Annotated in this window: 21 protein-coding genes and 5 tRNA genes; 17 read left to right on the forward strand and 9 right to left on the reverse strand. The window is 71.2% G+C overall.

Features of this window, described 5'->3' with window-relative positions:
- Nucleotides 1-164 precede the first annotated feature (164 nt).
- The 6 genes from ABZ953_RS11545 to ABZ953_RS11570 all read left to right on the forward strand — a co-directional run bounded on the left by ABZ953_RS11545 (nucleotide 165) and on the right by ABZ953_RS11570 (nucleotide 1,520).
- On the forward strand, nucleotides 165-893 hold the full coding sequence (locus ABZ953_RS11545; RefSeq protein WP_361720552.1) for an HAD family hydrolase: 729 nt from the start codon (nucleotides 165-167) through the stop codon (nucleotides 891-893).
- Between the two features lie 87 nt (nucleotides 894-980).
- Nucleotides 981-1,052 (forward strand) — tRNA-Gln (locus ABZ953_RS11550).
- Nucleotides 1,053-1,108: 56 nt separating this feature from the next.
- A tRNA-Glu gene (locus ABZ953_RS11555) sits at nucleotides 1,109-1,181 on the forward strand.
- A gap of 62 nt (nucleotides 1,182-1,243) precedes the next feature.
- Nucleotides 1,244-1,316 (forward strand) — tRNA-Glu (locus tag ABZ953_RS11560).
- Nucleotides 1,317-1,347: 31 nt separating this feature from the next.
- A tRNA-Gln gene (locus ABZ953_RS11565) sits at nucleotides 1,348-1,419 on the forward strand.
- 28 nt (nucleotides 1,420-1,447) lie between these two features.
- Nucleotides 1,448-1,520: transfer RNA gene (locus ABZ953_RS11570), tRNA-Glu, on the forward strand.
- Between the two features lie 42 nt (nucleotides 1,521-1,562).
- Here the strand turns inward: ABZ953_RS11570 and ABZ953_RS11575 are convergent.
- A complete protein-coding gene (locus ABZ953_RS11575) occupies nucleotides 1,563-2,219 on the reverse strand; it encodes a MerR family transcriptional regulator (RefSeq protein ID WP_361720555.1) in 657 nt (218 codons plus the stop codon).
- A 139-nt stretch (nucleotides 2,220-2,358) separates the two neighbouring features.
- On the opposite strand from ABZ953_RS11575, the gene ABZ953_RS11580 reads away from it, so the two are divergent.
- Nucleotides 2,359-2,847 (forward strand): DUF4188 domain-containing protein, encoded by a 489-nt coding sequence (locus tag ABZ953_RS11580; protein ID WP_361720558.1) that lies wholly within the window; start codon nucleotides 2,359-2,361, stop codon nucleotides 2,845-2,847.
- Nucleotides 2,848-2,983: 136 nt separating this feature from the next.
- On the opposite strand, the gene ndgR is transcribed toward ABZ953_RS11580, so the two are convergent.
- Nucleotides 2,984-3,700 (reverse strand): IclR family transcriptional regulator NdgR, encoded by a 717-nt coding sequence (gene ndgR / locus ABZ953_RS11585; RefSeq protein WP_338700923.1) that lies wholly within the window; start codon nucleotides 3,698-3,700, stop codon nucleotides 2,984-2,986.
- Nucleotides 3,701-3,880: 180 nt separating this feature from the next.
- Between ndgR and leuC the strand changes: the two genes are divergently transcribed.
- The 4 genes from leuC to ABZ953_RS11605 all read left to right on the forward strand — a co-directional run bounded on the left by leuC (nucleotide 3,881) and on the right by ABZ953_RS11605 (nucleotide 7,251).
- Nucleotides 3,881-5,305, forward strand: a complete 1,425-nt coding sequence (gene leuC, locus ABZ953_RS11590; RefSeq protein WP_361720561.1) for a 3-isopropylmalate dehydratase large subunit — start codon at nucleotides 3,881-3,883, stop codon at nucleotides 5,303-5,305.
- 5 nt (nucleotides 5,306-5,310) lie between these two features.
- A complete protein-coding gene (gene leuD / locus ABZ953_RS11595) occupies nucleotides 5,311-5,904 on the forward strand; it encodes a 3-isopropylmalate dehydratase small subunit (RefSeq protein ID WP_361720564.1) in 594 nt (197 codons plus the stop codon).
- Nucleotides 5,905-6,151: 247 nt separating this feature from the next.
- Nucleotides 6,152-6,388 carry a hypothetical protein gene (locus ABZ953_RS11600; RefSeq protein ID WP_361720567.1) on the forward strand — a complete coding sequence of 79 codons (237 nt, stop codon included), beginning with the start codon at nucleotides 6,152-6,154 and terminating at the stop codon, nucleotides 6,386-6,388.
- Between the two features lie 161 nt (nucleotides 6,389-6,549).
- On the forward strand, nucleotides 6,550-7,251 hold the full coding sequence (locus ABZ953_RS11605) for an HU family DNA-binding protein (protein ID WP_361720570.1): 702 nt from the start codon (nucleotides 6,550-6,552) through the stop codon (nucleotides 7,249-7,251).
- A gap of 94 nt (nucleotides 7,252-7,345) precedes the next feature.
- On the opposite strand, the gene ABZ953_RS11610 is transcribed toward ABZ953_RS11605, so the two are convergent.
- Both ABZ953_RS11610 and cofC read right to left on the reverse strand, forming a co-directional pair.
- Entirely contained in the window at nucleotides 7,346-7,549 is a 204-nt protein-coding gene (locus ABZ953_RS11610; RefSeq protein WP_361720573.1) for a hypothetical protein, read from the reverse strand.
- 14 nt (nucleotides 7,550-7,563) lie between these two features.
- A complete protein-coding gene (gene cofC / locus ABZ953_RS11615; protein WP_361720576.1) occupies nucleotides 7,564-8,199 on the reverse strand; it encodes a 2-phospho-L-lactate guanylyltransferase in 636 nt (211 codons plus the stop codon).
- 198 nt (nucleotides 8,200-8,397) lie between these two features.
- On the opposite strand from cofC, the gene ABZ953_RS11620 reads away from it, so the two are divergent.
- Genes ABZ953_RS11620 through ABZ953_RS11630 form a run of 3 tightly spaced genes read left to right on the forward strand, consistent with a single transcriptional unit; the run spans nucleotide 8,398 to nucleotide 11,433 of the window.
- Nucleotides 8,398-9,180 carry a lysophospholipid acyltransferase family protein gene (locus ABZ953_RS11620; protein WP_361720579.1) on the forward strand — a complete coding sequence of 261 codons (783 nt, stop codon included), beginning with the start codon at nucleotides 8,398-8,400 and terminating at the stop codon, nucleotides 9,178-9,180.
- Entirely contained in the window at nucleotides 9,177-10,205 is a 1,029-nt protein-coding gene (locus tag ABZ953_RS11625; RefSeq protein ID WP_361720582.1) for an NAD(P)H-dependent glycerol-3-phosphate dehydrogenase, read from the forward strand. Before ABZ953_RS11620 ends, ABZ953_RS11625 begins: the two co-directional genes overlap by 4 nt.
- Before the next feature lie 46 nt (nucleotides 10,206-10,251).
- The gene (locus tag ABZ953_RS11630; protein ID WP_361720585.1) at nucleotides 10,252-11,433 is read left to right on the forward strand and encodes a D-alanine--D-alanine ligase family protein; all 1,182 of its coding nucleotides are present in this window, start codon (nucleotides 10,252-10,254) and stop codon (nucleotides 11,431-11,433) included.
- Nucleotides 11,434-11,479: 46 nt separating this feature from the next.
- Here the strand turns inward: ABZ953_RS11630 and ABZ953_RS11635 are convergent, their stop codons facing one another.
- Together ABZ953_RS11635 and ABZ953_RS11640 are read right to left on the reverse strand one after the other, a co-directional pair.
- Nucleotides 11,480-11,977: a DUF3515 domain-containing protein gene (locus ABZ953_RS11635; protein ID WP_361720588.1), complete on the reverse strand. Its 498-nt coding sequence runs from the start codon at nucleotides 11,975-11,977 to the stop codon at nucleotides 11,480-11,482.
- Nucleotides 11,978-11,997: 20 nt separating this feature from the next.
- On the reverse strand, nucleotides 11,998-12,231 hold the full coding sequence (locus ABZ953_RS11640; RefSeq protein WP_361720591.1) for an Lrp/AsnC ligand binding domain-containing protein: 234 nt from the start codon (nucleotides 12,229-12,231) through the stop codon (nucleotides 11,998-12,000).
- Nucleotides 12,232-12,440: 209 nt separating this feature from the next.
- Here ABZ953_RS11640 and ABZ953_RS11645 point away from each other — a divergent pair, with 209 nt between their 5' ends.
- Both ABZ953_RS11645 and thiD read left to right on the forward strand, forming a co-directional pair.
- Nucleotides 12,441-13,409, forward strand: a complete 969-nt coding sequence (locus ABZ953_RS11645) for a thiamine-phosphate kinase (RefSeq protein WP_361720594.1) — start codon at nucleotides 12,441-12,443, stop codon at nucleotides 13,407-13,409.
- Nucleotides 13,406-14,200, forward strand: coding sequence for a bifunctional hydroxymethylpyrimidine kinase/phosphomethylpyrimidine kinase (gene thiD / locus ABZ953_RS11650; RefSeq protein ID WP_361720597.1), 795 nt, complete (start codon nucleotides 13,406-13,408; stop codon nucleotides 14,198-14,200). Before ABZ953_RS11645 ends, thiD begins: the two co-directional genes overlap by 4 nt.
- On the opposite strand, the gene ABZ953_RS11655 is transcribed toward thiD, so the two are convergent.
- From ABZ953_RS11655 to rpmB, 3 genes are all read right to left on the reverse strand, one after another.
- Nucleotides 14,173-15,420 carry an FAD-dependent monooxygenase gene (locus ABZ953_RS11655; RefSeq protein WP_361720600.1) on the reverse strand — a complete coding sequence of 416 codons (1,248 nt, stop codon included), beginning with the start codon at nucleotides 15,418-15,420 and terminating at the stop codon, nucleotides 14,173-14,175. The genes thiD and ABZ953_RS11655 overlap by 28 nt on opposite strands.
- Before the next feature lie 35 nt (nucleotides 15,421-15,455).
- Entirely contained in the window at nucleotides 15,456-18,512 is a 3,057-nt protein-coding gene (locus ABZ953_RS11660) for a BTAD domain-containing putative transcriptional regulator (protein ID WP_361720603.1), read from the reverse strand.
- Between the two features lie 142 nt (nucleotides 18,513-18,654).
- Nucleotides 18,655-18,840, reverse strand: coding sequence for a 50S ribosomal protein L28 (gene rpmB / locus ABZ953_RS11665; protein WP_150186427.1), 186 nt, complete (start codon nucleotides 18,838-18,840; stop codon nucleotides 18,655-18,657).
- A gap of 239 nt (nucleotides 18,841-19,079) precedes the next feature.
- On the opposite strand from rpmB, the gene ABZ953_RS11670 reads away from it, so the two are divergent.
- On the forward strand, nucleotides 19,080-20,753 hold the full coding sequence (locus ABZ953_RS11670) for a DAK2 domain-containing protein (protein WP_361720607.1): 1,674 nt from the start codon (nucleotides 19,080-19,082) through the stop codon (nucleotides 20,751-20,753).
- Nucleotides 20,754-20,759 lie beyond the last annotated feature (6 nt).

A 20,759-nucleotide genomic window follows, 5' to 3' on the forward strand; every position in this document is an offset into this window, starting at 1 on the left:
TCCTCGGGGGATGACCCCCGAACCCCCAGCCGGGAGGCGCGCCGGGCGTTACGGTCGAAGACATGCCGATCAAAGCCGTGGTCTGGGACATCGACACTGTGTTCCTCGGGGGATGACCCCCGAACCCCCAGCCGGGAGGCGCGCCGGGCGTTACGGTCGAAGACATGCCGATCAAAGCCGTGGTCTGGGACATCGACGACACGATCTTCGATTACGCGCGGGCCGACAGCACCGGCATGCGGGCCCACCTGAGCGCCGAGGGGCTCCTGGAGCGGTACGAGTCGGCCGAGCGCGCCCTGGTCCTGTGGCGGCGGCTCACGGAGCGCCACTGGGCCCGCTTCGGCGCCGGTGAGGTCGACTTCGAGCAGCAGCGCCGCGACCGCGTACGGGACTTCCTCGAAAGCCCGGCCTTGTCCGACCCGGACGCCGACGCCTGGTTCACGCGTTACGTCGGTCACTACGAGTCGGCCTGGTCCCTCTTCCCGGACACCGTCCCGACCCTGGACGCCCTCGCCGGTGAGTACCGGCAGGCGGTGCTCTCCAACTCCGCCCTGGTCGTCCAGGACCGCAAGCTGACCGTCCTCGGCATCCGCAGCCGCTTCGAGGTGGTCCTGTGCGCCGCCGACCTCGGCTTCTCCAAGCCCGCCGCGGAGGCCTTCCGCGCGGTCTGCACGACGTTGGGGCTCGAACCCGCCGAGATCGCCTACGTCGGCGACCAGCCGGAGATCGACGCGAGGGGCGCCAGGGACGCCGGTCTGCTCGGCATCTGGCTCGACCGCAACGGTGCGGCGGGGGAGGGCCCGTCGGGCGTGCACCGCATCAAGGAGCTCTCCGAGCTCCCCGCGCTGCTGCGTGCGGATACCCGTTTTGGAGCGCCGTCCACCTTCGGGTAATGTTCTTCCTGCGCCGCCCGAGAGGGCCGAAAGGTCCGGCCGGGAAGCGCACATCAAATAAAACCCCCGCAAGGGGTTGAGTTTTGATGGCCTATGGTGTAATTGGCAGCACGACGGTTTCTGGTTCCGTTAGTCTAGGTTCGAGTCCTGGTAGGCCAGCTCGCAGAGCTCATCTGCAAACCGCGGGTGTCGTGCAATGACACAGCATCCGCAAGGCCCCCGTTGTGTAGCGGCCTAGCACGCCGCCCTCTCAAGGCGGTAGCGCCGGTTCGAATCCGGTCGGGGGTACAGATCCTTCCCGCGGGGACAGATCGGGTCGCACCCACTGTCACTGATGCAGGATCGCTAGGGCCCCCGTTGTGTAGCGGCCTAGCACGCCGCCCTCTCAAGGCGGTAGCGCCGGTTCGAATCCGGTCGGGGGTACTGTAGGTACTAGACCTGGTCTAGACCACATTGGGCTATGGTGTAATTGGCAGCACGACGGTTTCTGGTTCCGTTAGTTTAGGTTCGAGTCCTGGTAGCCCAGCCGGATCATGTGGCGACACAAGATCCACGCCCCCGTTGTGTAGCGGCCTAGCACGCCGCCCTCTCAAGGCGGTAGCGCCGGTTCGAATCCGGTCGGGGGTACAGATACGGCAAGGGGCCTTCCCGTCAGGGAGGGCCCCTTCGTCATTCCCCGGCGCGCTGTTCGCCGAAGCGGTGGTGGGACTCCTCGGCCTGTGCGATGCGGCGCAGGCTCAGCAACACCGGCTCGTACAGCACCGTGAGCGCGACGGCCGCCTCCAACTGCCGGTCGGGCGACTCGTACCGCTCTATCAAGTCCAGGTCGCTCTCGGCCAGTTGGCCCCCCGCGTGCGCATAGGGCGCCAAGTCCTCGACGGCGCACGGATATCCGAGCCGGGCCAGCGTGGCGACCGCGGTCACCAGCATCCGGTAGGCCGGGAACTCCTCCTTGTGGCTCTGCGCGTACTGCCAGCCGAGCCGCGCGAGGAGTACGTCCACCGTGCGGCGCGCCTGCGCGTCCGACGCGTCGTCCTCGGCCGATTCCGGACCGTGCGGCAGGGCCCCGACGGCCGTGCCCAGACGGGAGTTGTGGTCCAGCGAGTCGTCCTCCAGGGCGGTGAGCACGTCGCGCGCCGACGCGATCGGGACCCGGCCCACCTGGACCAGGGCCCGCACGAGCCGGAGCCGCTCCAGGTGGGCGTCGTCGTACTCGGACTGCGTCGCCGTCACCCGTCGGCCGGGCGGCAGCAGACCCTCGCGCAAGTAGTACTTGATCGTGGCCGTGGGGACCCCGCTGCGTCGGCTCAGCTCCGCCAGTCTCATCGGTTCGTGCCTCCTCTGGCGCTGCTCTTGCGCTGCTCTTGCGGTCCTCATTGGAGAGTGGCACTATCCAATCATGGATAGTGAAGCTATCCAAAGGTTGATCAAGGGTCGAGCAAGGGTCGAGCAAGGGGGAACCGTCATGAGCGACAAGCCGATCGATGGGCGCATGACCGCTGAAAGGGAAGGGGAGGTGGTCGTCTTCCACATCGGGATGCGCATCAACAACTTCCGCGCCGTGCGCAGCTGGTGGCCCCTCTTCCGGGCGATGCCGCGCATGCTCAGGGAGCTCTCCCAGGACGCGGAGGTCGGGATGCTGGGCTACCAGCTGCTCTTCGGGGCGCCGCGCATGCTCTACGTGGTGCAGTACTGGGAGTCGCAGGAGAAGCTCCTCGCCTACTCCACGGCCCAGGGCAAGGAGCACCGGCCCGCGTGGGCGGCCTTCAACCGTCGCCTCAGGGAGGGCAAGGGGAAGGTCGGCTTCTGGCACGAGACGTTCGTCGTGCCGGCCGGCGCCCATGAGGCCGTGTACATCAACATGCCCCGGTTCGGGCTTGGCGCGGCGACCGGCGTGATTCCGGTCGGGCGCCGCGGGGACCGGGCCGCCGAACGACTGAGGACGGCGGCCTGACTGTCTTGCCCGCACGGCCCGGGGTGACAGAGAAACCCGGGGTGACAGAAGAAAGCGCCGGAAGGAGCCGCCGCGGCGTTGAGGCGGTTCCTTCCGGCGCTTGTGTGCGTGACGGGCGCTGCGGGCGCCCGGAGCGTCAGCCGGTGCGGCGCAGGGCCTCGGAGAGGCGTCCCGCCGCGTCGATGACCGCCTGGGCGTGCATGCGGCCGGGGTGGCGGGTCAGGCGCTCGATCGGTCCGGAGACCGAGACGGCGGCGACCACGCGGTTCGAGGGGCCGCGCACGGGCGCGGAGACGGACGCGACGCCCGGCTCGCGCTCGCCGATCGACTGGGCCCAGCCCCGGCGGCGTACGCCCGAGAGGGCCGTGGCCGTGAAGCGGGCGCCCTGGAGACCGCGGTGCAGGCGCTCGGGCTCCTCCCAGGCCATCAGGATCTGGGCCGATGAGCCCGCCTTCATCGTGAGCGTCGAGCCGACCGGGACGGTGTCCCTCAGGCCCGAGAGGCGCTCCGCCGCGGCCACGCAGATGCGCATGTCGCCCTGGCGGCGGTAGAGCTGCGCGCTCTCGCCCGTGACGTCGCGCAGGTGGGTGAGGACCGGGCCCGCCGTGGCGAGGAGCCGGTCCTCGCCGGCCGCCGCCGAGAGTTCCGAGAGGCGGGGGCCGAGAATGAAGCGGCCCTGCATGTCCCGTGCCACCATCCGGTGGTGTTCCAGTGCCACGGCCAGTCGGTGAGCCGTGGGTCGTGCGAGCCCGGTGGCCGCGACCAAGCCCGCGAGGGTGGCCGGACCGGACTCCAGGGCGCTCAAGACAAGGGCCGCCTTGTCGAGAACGCCGACGCCGCTAGAGTTGTCCATGCGTCGATACTCGCGTCTCACTCTGTGAAACGCAAGTTCAATATTCTGCGAGACGCGCCACTCTGTACGAGCGATCCGCGGACCAACGGATCGGCGGTCTACGTGCGGCACGAGGGGTACGCGCGTCGGCGAACGGATTCTCTAGTTGGGCCGGCGAAGCGGCCGGTCGGAGGGAAAGCGATGGGTAGGACACTCGCGGAGAAGGTCTGGGACGACCACGTCGTCCGGCGCGCCGAGGGCGAGCCCGACCTCCTCTTCATCGATCTGCACCTGCTGCACGAGGTGACCAGCCCGCAGGCCTTCGACGGACTCCGTCAGGCCGGCCGGCAGGTGCGGCGGCTCGACCTCACCATCGCGACCGAGGATCACAACACCCCGACCCTCGACATCGACAAGCCCATCGCCGACCCGGTCTCCCGTGCCCAGCTGGAGACGCTGCGCAAGAACTGCGCGGAGTTCGGCGTGCGCCTGCACCCCCTGGGCGACGTCGAGCAGGGCGTCGTCCACGTGGTGGGACCGCAGCTGGGCCTGACCCAGCCCGGCACCACGGTGGTCTGCGGCGACTCGCACACCTCCACCCACGGCGCCTTCGGCGCGCTGGCGTTCGGCATCGGCACCTCCCAGGTCGAGCACGTGCTCGCCACCCAGACGCTGCCGATGGCGCCCCCGAAGACCATGGCCATCACCGTCGACGGCGAACTGCCCGACGACGTCACGGCCAAGGACCTGATCCTCGCGATCATCGCGCAGATCGGCACCGGCGGCGGTCAGGGCTATGTCCTGGAGTACCGCGGATCGGCCATCGAGAAGCTCTCGATGGAGGCCCGCATGACCATCTGCAACATGTCCATCGAGGCGGGCGCCCGCGCCGGGATGATCGCCCCCGACGCGACCACCTTCGACTACATCGAGGGCCGCACCCACGCCCCGCAGGGCGAGGACTGGGACGCCGCGGTGGCGTACTGGAAGACCCTGAAGACCGATGACGACGCGGTCTTCGACGCCGAGGTCTACATCGACGCCGCCTCGCTGGCCCCGTTCGTGACCTGGGGCACCAACCCGGGCCAGGGAGCGCCGCTTTCGGCGAACGTCCCCGATCCGGCTTCGTACGAAGACGCTTCGGAGCGGTACGCCGCCGAAAAGGCCCTGGAATACATGGGGTTGAGCGCAGGGCAGGCGCTGCGCGACATCAAGGTGGACACCGTCTTCGTAGGATCCTGCACCAACGGCCGCATCGAGGACCTGCGTGCGGCCGCCTCCATCGTCGGGGGCCGCAAAGTCGCCGACGGCGTACGGATGCTGGTCGTCCCCGGTTCCGTCCGGGTCGCCCTCCAGGCGGTGGAGGAGGGCCTGGACAAGGTCTTCACCGCCGCGGGAGCCGAATGGCGGCACGCCGGGTGCTCGATGTGCCTGGGCATGAACCCCGACCAACTCGCTCCCGGTGAGCGCTCGGCCTCCACGTCGAACCGCAACTTCGAGGGCAGGCAGGGCAAGGGCGGGCGCACCCACCTGGTCTCCCCGCAGGTCGCCGCCGCCACCGCGGTCACCGGCCACCTGGCCTCGCCCGCCGATCTGTCCGACGCCCCCGTGACCGCCGGAGTCTGAGAACGATGGAAGCATTCACCACGCACACCGGCCGGGCCGTACCGCTGCGCCGCAGCAACGTCGACACCGACCAGATCATCCCCGCCCACTGGCTGAAGAAGGTCACCAGGGACGGTTTCGAGGACGGGCTCTTCGAGGCCTGGCGCAAGGACCCGGAGTTCGTGCTCAACCGGCCCGAGCGCCAGGGCGCCTCCGTTCTGGTGGCCGGACCCGACTTCGGCACCGGCTCCTCCCGCGAGCACGCGGTCTGGGCGCTGCAGAACTTCGGCTTCAAGACGGTCATCTCCTCCCGCTTCGCCGACATCTTCCGTGGCAACTCGCTGAAGAACGGCCTGCTCACCGTGGTGCTCGACCAGCAGGTCGTGGACGCGCTCTGGGAGCTCGCGGAGCGCGACCCGCAGGCTGAGATCACCGTTGACCTGCAGGATCGCCAAGTTCGGGCGGAGGGCATCACCGCCGACTTCGAACTCGACGAGAACGCCCGCTGGCGGCTCCTGAACGGCCTGGACGACATCAGCATCACCCTGAAGAACGAGCCGGCCATCGCCGCGTACGAGACGGAGCGCCCCTCGTACAAGCCGCGGACCGTGCGGGTCTGACACCTCGCAACACCTCGCCACACCCTGATGTACCCCCAATCGTGGACGGTTGGGGGTACATCTGTGTGCGCCTCTGCCGGGGCCCCGATGACCTGAACGGGTGGTCTCAACTCCCTTGGCCGAGAAGGAAGAAGAGGCTGGAAATCCCCTTGTACTCGGCGAGACGGGGTACCCTCATGAGGGCGTCCGACGGCGGCAGTTACCCCCTGCGGAGGCGACAACTCGCCCCAGATGGCACAATCGGTGCATGGGACGTGACAGCCAACTCGAGCTCTACGGGCTCGTCGCGGACCAACTGAAGGAAGCGCACTCAAGAGTGCGCGCACTGCAAGTCCCGGAGGGCGTACGGATGGCGCTGACCCGGAAGCTGCTGGTCATTACGGCCGCGGCCAAACACGATCTCGCCGATGCGGCAAGGCGTCTGGAGCGATTGATGGCGTCCCTCGATGAAGCCGACGAGGGCCGATTCCCCCAAGACACCTGAGCGGCAGCCTCAACGGGCCTTCGAGGAACTCCGAGATGAGCCACTTCGTTGCGGCACAAGGGTGATTAGCCCGTTTCGTGTTTGATTTGCGGTATATATCTGCCTAACGTGCGAAAAAGCCGGAGTATTTCGCTCCCGGCAATGTCTCCGAAGGGGAAGACGTGAACAAGGCGCAGCTCGTAGAAGCGATTGCCGACAAGGTGGGCGGCCGCCAGCAGGCCGCCGACGCCGTTGACGCGGTCCTGGACGCCGTCGTCCGTGCCGTGGTCAGCGGGGACCGGGTTTCGGTCACCGGCTTCGGCTCGTTCGAGAAGGTCGACCGTCCGGCCCGCTACGCCCGCAACCCGCAGACCGGGGAGCGCGTGCGGGTCAAGAAGACCTCGGTTCCGCGTTTCCGTGCGGGACAGGGCTTCAAGGACCTGGTGAGCGGCTCGAAGAAGCTCCCGAAGAACGATGTCGCGGTCAAGAAGGCCCCCAAGGGCAGCCTGACCGGCGGCGCTTCCGCGACCGTCAAGAAGGCCGCGGCCAAGAAGGCCACCGCCAAGAAGACGGCGACGAAGGCCACGGCGAAGAAGGTCACCGCCAAGAAGACCACCGCCAAGAAGACCACGGCGACGGCGAAGAAGGCGGCCGCCAAGAAGGCCACCCCCGCCAAGAAGGCGACGGCCACGAAGGCCACGGCCAAGAAGGCGACGGCGACGGCGACGGCGAAGAAGGCCACCGCCAAGAAGGCCGCGCCCGCCAAGAAGGCCACCGCCAAGAAGACCGCGCCGGCGAAGAAGGCCACCGCCAAGAAGGCGCCGGCCAAGAAGTCCACGGCGCGCAAGACGACCGCCAAGAAGGCCACGGCCCGCAAGAAGTAAGGGCACGAGGGCACTCACGCGCCGGGCCGGACTCCCACGGGGGAGCCCGGCCCGCGTCGTGTGTTCCGGTTCTTCTTCCGGCCGACGCCCGGTCTCAGAACGTCTGCAGGGTCACCAGCGTGATGCGGCGCGCCTCGCCCGAGCCTTCGACCTCGATCCGCACCCGCTGCCCCGGCCGCAGCAACCGCAGCCCGCCCGCGTCGAACGCGGGCGCCTCGAAGGGCACCGGGGTGCCGTCGTCGAGCAGCACACTGCCGCTGCGGGTCTCGGAGTCGTACGTGTACGCGGTGGCCTGCATGGGGAGCAGCGTACTCAGTCGGCGATGAGCAGCCGGGCCGCGGCCGCCGCGGTGCGCGGACCCACGCCGAGCGCGAGCGCGGTCCGCAGGTCCTCGCCGGTGTCCACGTCCTGGCGTACGGAATCGACGCCGTCGAGTGGGAGTTCCACGGCGCCGGACGCCGAGTGGCGGGCCCGCGAAGCCGTACCGAACGCGGGACGCAATTCCGTTCCCGCCGCCGCGCACAGCAGTGTTGTCCCGCTTCCGGCGGCATCCGGCATGAATGCACGGGGAAATGGCGCGGCGCTGTCGAGTGCGCGGGCCAATTCCAGGGGGCGCAGCGCCGGCAGATCGGCGTTCAGGGCCGCTATGGCCGCTTCGGGCCGCGCGGCGCGCACGAGGGCCGTGCCGTGCGTCAGAGCGGCGTTCAGGCCACCTCCCGGGGGATCGGCGACGATGCGGGCGCCCAGCGCCGCGAGTTCCCGCCGCGCGAGGCGGTCGTCCGTGACGACCGCCACATCCCGAACCGCCGGGCAGGCGAGGGCGGCCGCCACGGTGTCCTGCGCGAACGCCAGGGCCAGGCCGGGGCGCAGTGCCTCCCCGGAGGTGGCGGACAGCCTGCTCTTGGCGTGCGCCAGGGGTTTCAGGGGGATGACCAGGGTCCACTGCACGGGCGCTCCGTCCTTCGCGTCGGGCCCATTGTGACCTGCTGAGGGGGCGGGGTGCGGGGGAGTCGCGAGGGGGTGGTGCGCGGTGCGGTCACGCAGGAGCGGTGGTGCGAGACGGGTGGGCGTACGGTGTTCTCGACAGACAGGCAGCCTGGGGCGACACTTGTGCGGCCGACCAGGCTCATGGAGGAAGGTGTCCGCGTGTCCCGCCGCAGAATCGGCTTCTGGTACCGCCTGGCGGCGGTGATTGCAAAACCGCCGCTGGTGGTTCTGTTCAAGCGGGACTGGCGTGGAATGGAACACATTCCGGCCGACGGTGGATTCATCACCGCGGTGAATCACAACTCCCATATCGACCCGTTCTCGTACGCGCACTTCCAGTACAACACCGGACGAGTGCCGCGATTCCTGGCAAAGGACGGGCTTTTCAAGGGCGGCTTTGTCGCCAGGATCATGAGGGGCACGGGGCAGATCCCGGTCTACCGCGAGACCACCAACGCGCTCGACGCCTTCCGCGCCGCGGTCGACGCCATCGAGCGCGGCGAGTGCGTCGCCTTCTACCCCGAGGGCACCCTCACCAGGGACCCCGACATGTGGCCGATGACGGCCAAGTCCGGGGCCGCGCGGGTCGCCCTGAAGACCAAGTGCCCGGTGGTCCCCGTCGCACAGTGGGGCGCCAACCTCGCGCTCGCGCCGTACAGCAAGAAGCCCACCTTCTTCCCGCGCAAGACCCTCCAGGTGAAGGCCGGACCCCCCGTCGACCTGTCGCGCTTCCACGACAAGGAGCCGACGCCCGAGGTGCTGCGCGAGGTGACCGAGACCATCATGGCCGCGATCACCGAACTCCTGGAGGAGGTCCGGGGCGAGAAGGCCCCCGAGACGCCGTACGACCCGCGCAGGGCCCGGCTGGAACAACGACGCAAGGCAGCGGGCCGCAGCGCCGCGCAGGGCACCGCAGAGAGCACCTCGGAGGACAGCAAGTGACGAACCCCGTGAACCCGGCGGGACCGGTGAAGGCCGCCGTCTTCGGAACGGGCTCCTGGGGTACGGCATTCGGCATGGTGCTCGCCGACGCGGGGTGCGACGTCACCCTGTGGGGCCGCCGCGCCGAACTCGTCGACGCCGTCAACTCCACCCGGACCAACCCGGACTACCTCCCCGGCGTCGGGCTCCCCGAGAACCTCCGGGCGACCACCGACCCGGCACAGGCCGCCGCGGACGCCGACTTCACCGTCCTCGCCGTGCCCTCGCAGACGCTGCGCGGAAACCTCGCCGAGTGGGCGCCGCTGCTGGCCCCCGAGACCGTCATCGTCTCCCTCATGAAGGGCGTCGAACTGGGCTCCGCCATGCGGATGAGCGAGGTCGTCGAGGACGTCACGAAGGTCCCCGCCGACCGGATCGCCGTCGTCACGGGCCCCAACCTGGCCCGTGAGATCGCCGCGCGGCAGCCCGCCGCCGCCGTGGTCGCCTGCCGGGACGAGGCCGTCGCGCAGCGCCTGCAGACGGCCTGCCACACCCCGTACTTCCGCCCGTACACCAACACCGACGTGCTCGGCTGCGAGCTCGGCGGCGCCGTCAAGAACGTCATCGGTCTCGCCGTCGGCATCGCGGACGGCATGGGCCTCGGCGACAACGCCAAGGGCTCGCTCATCACGCGCGGCCTCGCGGAGACCACCCGGCTCGGGCTCGCCATGGGCGCCGACCCGCTGACGTTCTCCGGACTCGCGGGCCTGGGCGACCTGGTGGCCACCTGCTCGTCGCCGCTGTCGCGCAACCACACCTTCGGCACCAACCTCGGCAAGGGCATGACCCTGGAGGAGACCATCGCGGTCACCAAGCAGACCGCCGAGGGCGTCAAGTCCTGCGAATCTGTGCTGGATCTGGCCCGCAGGCACGGCGTCGACATGCCGATCACGGAGACGGTCGTGGGCATCGTGCACCAGGGCACGCCCCCCGTGGTCGCCCTCAAGGACCTCATGTCGCGCAGCGCCAAGCCCGAGCGCCGCTGACGCCACGCCTGACTACTTACGGGCCAGCGGGTACCCTCAACGCGATATGAGCAGCGAGAACCTCCCCCAGAGCCCTGAGCCGCGCCCCGAGCCGAGCTCTGAGCAGCCGCTCCGCAAGCCGCGTGTGGCCGTCGTGTTCGGCGGCCGCAGCTCGGAGCACGGCATCTCCGTGGTGACGGCCGGCGCCATCCTCGGCGCCCTCGACCGCACCAAGTACGACGTCCTGCCGATCGGCATCACCACGGACGGCCGTTGGGCGCTGACCGCCGACGAGCCCGAGCGGATGGCCATCGCCGACCGCAAGATGCCGAACGTCACCGAACTCGCCGACTCCGTGGAGGGCGGCGTCGTGCTCCCGGTCGACCCGGGCAACCGCGAGGTCGTCTACAGCGAGCCCGGCTCCGTGCCCAAGGCGCTCGGCGAGGTCGACGTCGTCTTCCCGATGCTTCACGGCCCCTACGGAGAGGACGGCACCCTCCAGGGGCTGCTCGAACTCTCCGGAGTGCCCTACGTCGGCTCGGGCGTCCTCGCCTCGGCCGTCGGCCAGGACAAGGACTACATGAAGCGGGTGTTCGCCTCCTTCGGGCTGAACGTCGGCCCGTACCTGGTGATCCGCCCCCGCGAGTGGCAGCAGGACGAGACGGGTGCCCGGCAGCGCATCGCGGACTTCGCGGGCGAGCACGGCTGGCCGCTGTTCATCAAGCCCGCGCGCGCGGGCTCCTCCATCGGCATCACGAAGGTCGAGTCCTTCGACGGCCTCGACGAGGCGATCGCCGAGGCGCAGCGCCACGACCCCAAGATCCTGATCGAGGCGCTGCTGCGCGGCCGTGAGATCGAGTGCGGCGTCCTGGAGTTCGAGGACGGCCCGCGCGCGAGCGTCCCGGCCGAGATCCCGCCCGTGCAGACGCACGACTACTACGACTTCGAGGCGAAGTACATCGACTCGACGCCCGGGATCGTGCCGGCGCCGCTGACGCCCGAGCAGACCGCCGAGATCCAGCGGCTCGCCGTCGAGGCGTTCGAGGCGGCGTCCTGCGAGGGCCTGGTGCGCGCGGACTTCTTCCTCACCGAGGACGGCCGGTTCGTGATCAACGAGATCAATACGATGCCGGGCTTCACGCCCATCTCGATGTACCCGCAGATGTGGGAGAAGAGCGGCATCGGCTACGCGGAGTTGTTGGACCGGCTCATCCAGTCGGCCCTCAACCGCTCCACGGGCCTGCGCTGACGGTCCCGTACGGGGTTGGTCCCGTACGGGTCAGTCCCGTACGGGGTCAGGCAATGCCCTTGGGGATCGTCTTCTTGACGGGGGCGGCGAAGTCCGTGAGCGGACCCAGACCGTCCCCCGTCCGCTCCTTGGGCAGGGTCACCTCGACATAGGCGAGCCGCGCCCCGGTGGTGAAGGTGTACGAGCCGTCGTCGCGCTTCTGCAGGAGCCAGGCGACGCCGTTCACCCGCACGCCGTTGTCCTTGGCGTACGAGGGATCGATCATCTCGGGGGGCCGCGGCACGCCGCAGCGCAGTATGATCGCCGGGTCACCCCACCCGGCGGTCATTTCGGACTTCGGTCCGGGGTCGGTGCGCCCCAGTCCTTCGATCTTCTCCGGAAGCTGTTCGTGCAGGTCCCGGCAGAGTCCGGCGGCCTTCGCGGCCGGAGAAGGAACCACCACTGACGCCTCGTCGTCCGTAGCTGAACAGGCTGCTGCCGTGATCAGCAGCGCGACGGCGGATGTTCCTGCGAGGCAGCGGCGCCGGAGACGGGGGATGTTCACCGGGCCAGGGTAGACGGGGGCTACAAGTGCACGACCGGGCAGGTCAGGGTTCGGGTGATGCCGTCCACTTGCTGGACCTTGGCGACCACCATGCGGCCGAGTTCGTCCACCGTGTCCGCCTGGGCGCGCACGATGACATCGTAGGGTCCGGTCACGTCCTCGGCCTGGATCACTCCTGCGATCTTGCCGATGAGCTCGGCGACGGTCGACGCCTTGCCGACCTCTGTCTGGATCAGGATGTACGCCTGTACCACGGAACCTCCAGGGCGGCCACGAGGATCATGTGGGGGGAAGGGACGCCACGGTACCGCGTCGCCGCTCGCCACGGGGAGACCCGGGTGGCCTGTGGCGCGCACAGCGTGGTGGACGGACAACAGAAGTTGACGGTCACCTCGACCGTACCGACGACAGGCACGGCTCGCGACCGGGGGCCGTTCGGCTTGAAAGGGCATGGTGAGACTCGGTGAAGGGATCCGTGGGCGAGTTGGGGGAGTTCGGGCTCATCAGAGAGCTCACTTCGCGGCTCACCTCCACGCCGGCCGTACGGCTCGGCCCCGGTGACGACGCGGCGGTCGTGTCCGCCCCGGACCGCAGGGTCGTGGCGAGCACCGACATCCTCCTGGAGGGGCGGCACTTCCGCCGCGACTGGTCCACCGCGTACGACGTGGGCCGCAAGGCCGCCGCACAGAACCTCGCCGACATCGCGGCCATGGGAGCCGTGCCGACCGCGCTGCTGCTCGGCCTGGTCGTGCCCGCCGAGCTCCCCGCGAGCTGGCCCACCGAGCTGATGGACGGCCTCAGGGACGAGTGCCAGGTCGCGGGCGCCGCCGTCGTGGGCGGCGACGTCGTGCGCGGCGACACCATCACCGTCGCGATCACCGCCCTCGGCGACCTGCGCAACCACGAGCCCGTCACGCGCGCGGGCGCCCAGCCCGGCGACGTCGTCGCCGTGACGGGCTGGCTCGGCTGGTCCGCCGCCGGGCACGCGGTGCTCTCCCGCGGCTTCCGCTCGCCGCGCGCCTTCGTGGAGGCCCACCGCAGGCCCGAGCCGCCGTACCACGCGGGCCCCGCGGCCGCGGGCCTCGGCGCGACCTCCATGACGGACGTCAGCGACGGCCTGATCGCCGACCTCGGGCACATCGCCGAGTCCAGCAAGGTGCGCATCGACATCCGCTCCGGAGACGTCGACGTGCCCTCGCAGATGAACGACATCGGGCAGGCCGTCGGCGTCGACCCGCTGCAGTGGGTGCTCAACGGCGGCGAGGACCACGCCATCGTGGCGACCTTCCCGCAGGACGTGAAGCTGCCCGCCCGCTGGAAGGTCATCGGCGAGGTCCTCAACCCCTCGGCGCTGCCCCAGGTGACCGTCGACGGCGCGCCGTGGACCAGCAAGGGCTGGGACCACTTCGGGGACAACGGAGAAGCCGAGTGACCGCGCCGCCACGCGTTCTCACCGTTGCCGGGTCCGACTCCGGTGGCGGCGCCGGGATCCAGGCCGACCTGAAGACGATGCTCGCCCACGGGACGCACGGCATGAGCGTCATCACGGCCGTCACCGCGCAGAACTCCCTGGGCGTGCAGGGCTTCTGGGAGCTCCCCGTCGAGGCGGTGCGGGCGCAGTACCGCAGCGTCGTCGACGACATCGGCGTACAGGCCGTGAAGACCGGCATGCTCGCGTCCGCGGAACTGGTCGAGGCGGTCGCCGCATTGCTCGCCGGTACGGACGCCCCCGCGGTCGTCGACCCGGTCGGCGTCTCCAAGCACGGCGACTCGCTGCTCGCGGCGTCCGCGCTGGAATCCGTACGCACCGCGCTGCTGCCCGTCGCCACGGTCGCGACGCCCAACCTCGACGAGGTGGCCCAACTCACCGGCGTCGAGGTCGATTCGGAGGACGGCCTGCGGCGCGCCGCTGAGGCCGTTCTCGCGTACGGGCCGAAGTGGGTGCTCATCAAGGGCGGCCACCTCAGCGGCGACGCCGTGGACCTGCTCACCGACGGCTCCGAAGAGCACGTCCTGCGCGCGCCGCGCCACGACAACCGCCACACGCACGGCACGGGCTGCACCCTCGCCAGCGCGATCGCGGCGGAGCTCGCGAAGGGGCGCAGTGTCCCGGAGGCCGTGACGGCCGCCAAGGAGTACGTGACCGGGGCGATCGCCGCCGGGTTCGCGCTCGGCGGCGGAATCGGCCCGGTGGATCACGGCTGGCGGTTCGGGCGGGCGTAGTCCTTGAGCACGATGTTGCCGGGGGCCCTTTCCGTCAGCTTCTTGAAGGGGACTGCCAGCAGGCGTGAGCCGAGCGCGCGGTACGCGCGGTCGCGGCTGCGGATCTTCCGGGCGGTCGGCGGGGCGAGGAAGGGGCCTGCGTGGTCCGAGGACTTCTGGCAGCCCTTGGCGTAGTCGCGGATCGCCGCCTCGTACGCGGCGAAGCCGGTCCGGTGGTCGCCCCGGGCGGCGGCGAGTTCACCGGCCAGGACGTACGCGGAGACCAGGGCCGTACCGGTCCCGATGCCGCCCATCGTGGCGCCGTACCCGGCGTCGCCGAGCAGCACCACGCGGCCCCGGGAGAGCCGGTCGAGGTGGATCTGGGCGATGGCGTCGAAGTAGAGGTCCTCGGCGCTCTCCAGGCCTTCCAGGGCTCCGGCGGCGTGCTTCCAGGCCATGCCCGCGAACCGGTCCGCGAGGAGCTTCTTCTGCCGCGCGGTGTCGTGCCGTTCGTGGTCGAGCGGTTCGGATCCGAAGACCAGGGCCACGCCCGCTCTGGTGGGGTCGCCGTCGTAGTTGTTGATCACCATGGTGCGGCCGGGCTCGCTGTAGAGGCGCGCGGTGCGGTCGAGTCCGAGGCGGTTGGGGACGGAGAAGCCCGCTACGTAGTAGCCCAGGAAGCGCAGGTACCGCGACTCGTCGCCGAAGACCAGACGGCGGGTGCGCGAGTGCAGCCCGTCGGCGCCGACGACGAGGTCGAAGCGGCGGGGAGCACCGCGGTCGAAGGTCACGTCGACGCCTTCGGAGTCCTCGCTCAGCGTGGCGAGGGAGTCTCCGAAGACGTACTCCACATCGTTCCTGGTGCGCTCGTGAAGGATCTTGGAGAGTTCGCCGCGGAAGATCTCCACGTCGCCGCTCATGAAGAACGCGGGCAGATCGACCCGCTCCTTGTCGTCGGCCGCCACGATGGTCTGACGGCCCATGTGCGTCTGGCGGCGGTGGACCTCGTCCCAGATGCCCGTGCGCCGCAGCACGGTGCGGTGCACGTCGCCCCGGAAGTCGACGGCGAAGCCGCCCTCGCGCAGGGCGGGCGCCTTCTCCAGGACGGTGACGCGGGCTCCGTAACGGGTCAGCCACAGGGCGAGGGCGGGTCCCGCGACGCCCGCGCCGGAGATCAGGACGTTCAGGTGGGCGAGGCTGTGGGTGATGTGGGGAGGATTGGCGTGGGGAGGATGCGTCATGCCGGGAAGCTTCGGGGCGGCCGCTGACCGTCCGCCTACCGCTTGCTGACCGCCGCTGACCGCAGGCTCCGCCCCTCGTCGAAGGCCCTGTCGTACGCCTTCGGAGAGAGCCGCGCGCGGGCCGCCTCCTCGACGCGTACGACATCGGGGTCGCAGGCGATCAAGAGCCCGCGCAGACCGTGGGCGGCGCCCAGGAGCCGGGCGGCCTCCTCGGGCCCCGCGGCCACGGACGCCAACGCCTCGGCCACCTCGGCCAGTTCACCGGTGCCCGAAAAACTGCCACTGCCGCTCGAAGCCTGCGCGTCGTCGCCGCGGGCCAGCGACCGGGCCTCCTCGAACCGTTCGGCGGCCTCCCGCGCGCGGGACTCGGCCAGCGCGGTACGGCCGAGGCCGATCAGGATCCGCACGCTCTCCCCGCGGCTGAACCAGTTGGCGGCACACGTCTCGAGCGCCGCCTCGTAGTGCGCACGCGCGCGTGCCGTGTCGCCGGACAGCCGGGCCACGTCCCCGAGCCCTCGCCGCGCTGTCGCCACCTTGTCGGGGGCGCCGATCGCGCGGGCCAGGTCGGCGGAGTGCGTGTAATGGGCGGCTGCCTCCCCGAGATCGCCCTGGTGCAGCAGGACAGTGGCGCGCCGGTGCAGCAGATCGGCCCGCTCCTCGGGCGCGGCCAACTCCCTTGCGTGCTCCAGGCCTTCGTCGAGCAGCTCAAGGGCACGCTCCCGCTCGCCCCGCCAGTCGGCGAACATCCCGAGCGGATCCAGGCAGTTGGCCATGCCCCAGCGGTCGCCGGTCGTCCCGAAGCCCGCAAGGCCCCGGGCGAAGGCCGCCTCGGCCGCTGCGGCGCGGCCCGCGAACAGCTCCTTGAAGCCCTGCCCCAGGTCGAGGAGAGCCACCCCCCAGGCGCCCCCGTCGACCTGGGCCCGCACCCGGTCCCGCATGGCGTGCTCGGGACCGCCCGCGACCGACCAGAGCACCACCAGGAACGGCAGCCGCAGCGGGCGCTCCAGAGCCGTCAGCAACCCGTCCGCGCGCGCGAGGCGGGCCGGCTCGCCCGGGTCGTCACCGTCCCCCGCGACCGAGTTGATCAGGCAGAGGACGTACTCCTCGCAGAGGCCGGCCGGCGGCCGTGTGCCCACCGCGTCCAGCAGCGCCACGGCGAGCTCGGTCCGCCCTCCGTAGCGGCCGCGCAGCCGCCAGAACCAGGAGAGCGCGGCCATCAGCCGCAGCCCGTCGTGCGGTGCGGTGCGGGTCAGGTGGCGCAGCGCGGTGTCCAGGTCCCTCTGCTCGGCGTCGAGCACGGCCAGCCAGGAGAGCTGCTCACCGCCGCGCAGCCGCGGCTCGGCCCGCTCGGCGAGGCGCAGGAAGTACCCGGCATGCGCGGCCCGCAGCCGCTCCTGTTCACCCGCGTCGGCCAGTTCCCTGGCACAGAACGCGCGGATGGTCTGCAGCATGCCGTAGCGCCCGTCGGCCACGTCGAGGAACGACTTCTCCGCGAGGGAGGCAAGGAGGTCCTCCGGATACGGCACCCCGCAGACCGCCTCCACGGCGTCGGACGTGGCCCCTCCGGAGAACACGGTCAGCCGACGGGCCAGCTCCCGCTCCTCGTCGTCGAGCAGCTCCCAGCTCCACTCCACGACCGCGTGCAGCGTGCGGTGCCGGGGCGCCTTCGTGCGGTCGCCGCGCGACAGGAGCCGGAAGCGGTCGCCGAGGCGGGCGGCGAGCTCGTCCAGGGTGAGGGTGCGCAGCCGGGCGGCGGCCAGCTCGATGGCCAGCGGCAGTCCGTCGAGGGCCGCGCATATCTCGCCGGTCAGCCGCCGCTCGTGGGCGTCGCGGGGGCCCGCCAGATCGGGCCGCACCGCCGCCGCCCGGTCCGCGAAGAGCCGGGCCGCGGGGCCGGGGGCCAGCGGCGGCACCGGCCACAGGACCTCGCCCGTGATCCCGAGGCCCTCCCGGCTCGTGGCGAGCACCCGCACGCCGGGGCAGGCCCCGAGCAGCAGCCCGGTGACCTGTGCCGCGTCGTCGATCAGGTGCTCGCAGTTGTCCAGGACGAGCAGCAGCTCACGCCCGCGCAGCGCGGACAGCAGTCGCTCCGTGGTGTCGCCGCCCTGGGTACGGAAGCTGTCCCGCACCCCGAGCGCGGTGAGGATGGCGTACGTCACCCGGGCACCGTCGTCGAGCGGCGCCAGCTCCACGTAGCAGACGTCGGGCAGCGCGCGGGCGGCCTCGACCGCCAGCCGCGTCTTGCCCGCCCCGCCGGGACCGGTGAGCGTGACGAGACGGGACCCGGCCAGCAGGGCGCCGATCCGCGCGAGCTCGTCGGCCCGCCCGACGAACCGCGTCAGCTGCGCGGGCACGCCCCGCTGCCGGGCAGGACCCCGGCCCCGCAGCAACTCCAGATGGAGCGCCGAAAGGTCGGCGGAGGGATCGGTGCCCAGTTCCTCCGCCAGGGTGCGCCGCGCGTCCTCGTAGACGGTGAGCGCCTCGGCGGACCGGCCCGCCGCGTGCAGCGCCCGCATCAGCTGCCCGCGGAGCCGCTCGCTCAGCGGGTGCCCGGCGATCAGTTCGCGCAGCTCGGGGACGAGCTCCGGGCCGCCGCCAAGCGCGAGATCTGCCTCGACGCGGTCCTGCACGGCGGCCAGGCGCAGCTCGTCGAGGCGGGCGACGAGGGGCCGCGCCTCGGGGAGATCGGTGAGGGCGGCCCCGCGCCACAGACCGAGCGCCTCCTTCAGGAGGCCCGCGGCCCGAGCGTGGTCTCCGGAGTCGAGGGCTGAGCGTCCCTCGCGGGCAAGCCGCTGGAAGCGGTGGAGGTCGACGTCGTCGGGGGAGACCGCGAGGCGGTAGCCGGCGGGGGCGGCCTCGATGTCCAGGCCCAGGCGCCGCCGCAGCCGGGAGATCTGGGACTGCAGCGCGTTCGCGGCGCCCGCGGGCGGCTCGTCACCGTAGAGCCCGCTGGTCAGCCCGGCCACGGAGACGGTGCGGCCCGCGTCGAGGAGCAGCAGGGTGAGCAGCGCGCGGGGGCGCGGTCCACCGGGGTCCAGGGGGGTGCCGTCGGGGGAGCGGGCGGTCAGGGGGCCGAGGATGCCGAAGCGCATCCGCCAGATTCTGGCAGCCCCCTACGCGCGCATGGGCGGACGGCTCTTTCGTATGCGCTCACGCGCGTGAGCGCATACGAAAGAGCCGGTCCCCAGAAGGGGACCGGCTCTTTCAGCAACCAGCTAGGTGGCCGCGCTGACGTCAGCGCGAGACCTTGCCGGCCTTGATGCACGAGGTGCAAGCGTTGAGGCGCTTCGGCGTCCCGCTCACCATGGCACGCACACGCTGGATGTTCGGGTTCCAGCGACGGGGCGTACGGCGGTGCGAGTGCGAGATGTTGTTGCCGAAGCCCGGCCCCTTGCCGCAGACGTCGCAGTTGGCAGCCACGGGTCACTCCAAAGACTTCAGATGCACTTACGGTTAATCCCGGCATGCCGGGATCAGTGCAATGATCGGAATGGCGTTGCCAGGAGGAATGTCCCGATGTGTATCGGGCAACCGGAGCAGCATACAACGACTGCTTCGATAGAACGAAACTACCACGGACGGCCCGGCCCCCGCCCCGGGCCCGGTGTTCACGCCGGGTCTACGCTGCGTCCATTCCGGAAGGTCAAGGAGGCGAACAGGTGCCGCAGAACCTCGACGCGGTCGCGGTGCGCGCCTGGTGCCGACTGGCCCTGGACGCCCTCGGCAGGGCCCGCGAGGAGATCGACGCCATCAACGTCTATCCCGTCGCCGACGGTGACACCGGGACGAACCTCTATCTGACCGTGGAATCCGCCTCCCAGGCGGTCGACGCGGCGTTCACGGGCCACGATCCCGCCCTCCCCTCCCTCGCCGAGACGGTGCGCGCGATGGCGCACGGAGCACTGCTGGGTGCCCGGGGTAACTCGGGCACGATCCTGTCGCAGCTGCTGCGGGGGATGGCGCAGGTCATCGGGGGCGAGGCGGACGGGCCCGGCGACCGGCCGACCGGTGACGGGCCGGCCGGTGACGGAGATCACGTCGACGGCCGGATCCTGGAGCGCGCGCTGCGGCAGGCCGCCGAATCCGCCTACCAGGCGGTCGCCCACCCCGTGGAGGGCACCGTCCTGACGGTGGCCACGGCGGCGGCCGACGCGGTGAGCGGCGCCGAAGGGGACTGCGGGGCGGTGGCCAGAGTGGCGTACGACGGGGCCTGCGCGGCCCTGGAGGCGACACCCGGGCAGCTCGCGGTGCTCGGCCGGGCCGGGGTGGTGGACGCCGGCGGCCGGGGACTCGTGGCGGTTCTCGGGGCGCTGGTGGGCGCCCTGTCCGGCGAGAGCGTCGCCCTCAAGGGCGGGAGCGGCTCCCACGCGCGCGTGGAGGACGTCGAGTGCGAGGAGCCACCCGGCGGCGGAGGCGGCCCCGCCTTCGAGGTGATCTACCTCCTGGAGGCCGACGACGCCGCCGTCGCCCGGCTGCGGTCCCGGCTCGACCGGCTCGGCGACTCGCTCGTCGTGGTCGGAGGCGACGGCCTCTGGAACGTCCACGTCCATGTCGACGACGCGGGCGCGGCCGTCGAGGCGGGCGTGGAGGCGGGCCGCCCCCACCGCATCCGGATCACCCACTTCGGAGTGGGCGACGCGCACACCACCCCGCAGCCGCCCCGGGAACGCGCGCAGCGGGCCATCGTCGCCGTCGTGCCCGGAGAGGGCCTCGCCGGGCTGTATGCCGAGTCCGGGGCGACCACGGTGCCCGCGCGCGCGGGAGAGCCGCCCGCGAGCGGCGAGCTCGTCGACGCGATCCGGCGGGCCCACGCCCGCGAGGTGGTCCTGCTGCCGAACGACGCCGAGCTGCGGCACACCGCGGCCGCCGCCGCGGAACAGGCCCGCACCGAAGGCGTGCGGGTCGCCCTGATCCCCACCCGCTCCGCGGTCCAGGGCATCGCGGCGCTCGCCGTGCACGCGCCGGACCGGCGCTTCGACGAGGACGTCGTCGCCATGACCTCGGCGGCCGGCGCGACCCGGTACGGCGAACTGGCCGTCGCCGAGCGGCAGTCCTGGACCATGGCGGGCATCTGCCAGGCCGGGGACGTGCTCGGCCTGATCGACGGCGATGTCGCCGTGATCGGCTCCGAAGTGGCCCGCACCGCGGCCGCCGTCCTCGACCGGATGCTGTCGGCGGGCGGCGAGATGGTCACGCTGGTGCTCGGGGAATCCGTGCCCGACACCGTCGGGGAGCACCTGGAGAAGCACGTGCGCGAGGCGTACTTGGCGGTCGACACCGTCGTCTACCGAGGTGGCCGCCAGTCGGCGCTCCTGCTGATCGGCGTCGAATAGGGCCGC

The sequence above is a fragment of the Streptomyces sp. NPDC046465 genome (assembly GCF_040646035.1).
In the GTDB taxonomy this organism is placed as follows: Bacteria; Actinomycetota; Actinomycetes; order Streptomycetales; family Streptomycetaceae; genus Streptomyces.

Coding starts and splice junctions, on each gene's coding strand:
- ABZ953_RS11545 (WP_361720552.1), top strand. CDS start 165: ATGCCGATCAAAGCCGTGGTCTGGGACATCGACGACACGATCTTCGAT.
- ABZ953_RS11575 (WP_361720555.1), bottom strand. CDS start 2,219: ATGAGACTGGCGGAGCTGAGCCGACGCAGCGGGGTCCCCACGGCCACG.
- ABZ953_RS11580 (WP_361720558.1), top strand. CDS start 2,359: ATGAGCGACAAGCCGATCGATGGGCGCATGACCGCTGAAAGGGAAGGG.
- ndgR (WP_338700923.1), bottom strand. CDS start 3,700: ATGGACAACTCTAGCGGCGTCGGCGTTCTCGACAAGGCGGCCCTTGTC.
- leuC (WP_361720561.1), top strand. CDS start 3,881: ATGGGTAGGACACTCGCGGAGAAGGTCTGGGACGACCACGTCGTCCGG.
- leuD (WP_361720564.1), top strand. CDS start 5,311: ATGGAAGCATTCACCACGCACACCGGCCGGGCCGTACCGCTGCGCCGC.
- ABZ953_RS11600 (WP_361720567.1), top strand. CDS start 6,152: ATGGGACGTGACAGCCAACTCGAGCTCTACGGGCTCGTCGCGGACCAA.
- ABZ953_RS11610 (WP_361720573.1), bottom strand. CDS start 7,549: ATGCAGGCCACCGCGTACACGTACGACTCCGAGACCCGCAGCGGCAGT.
- ABZ953_RS11630 (WP_361720585.1), top strand. CDS start 10,252: ATGAGCAGCGAGAACCTCCCCCAGAGCCCTGAGCCGCGCCCCGAGCCG.
- ABZ953_RS11655 (WP_361720600.1), bottom strand. CDS start 15,420: ATGACGCATCCTCCCCACGCCAATCCTCCCCACATCACCCACAGCCTC.
- ABZ953_RS11660 (WP_361720603.1), bottom strand. CDS start 18,512: ATGCGCTTCGGCATCCTCGGCCCCCTGACCGCCCGCTCCCCCGACGGC.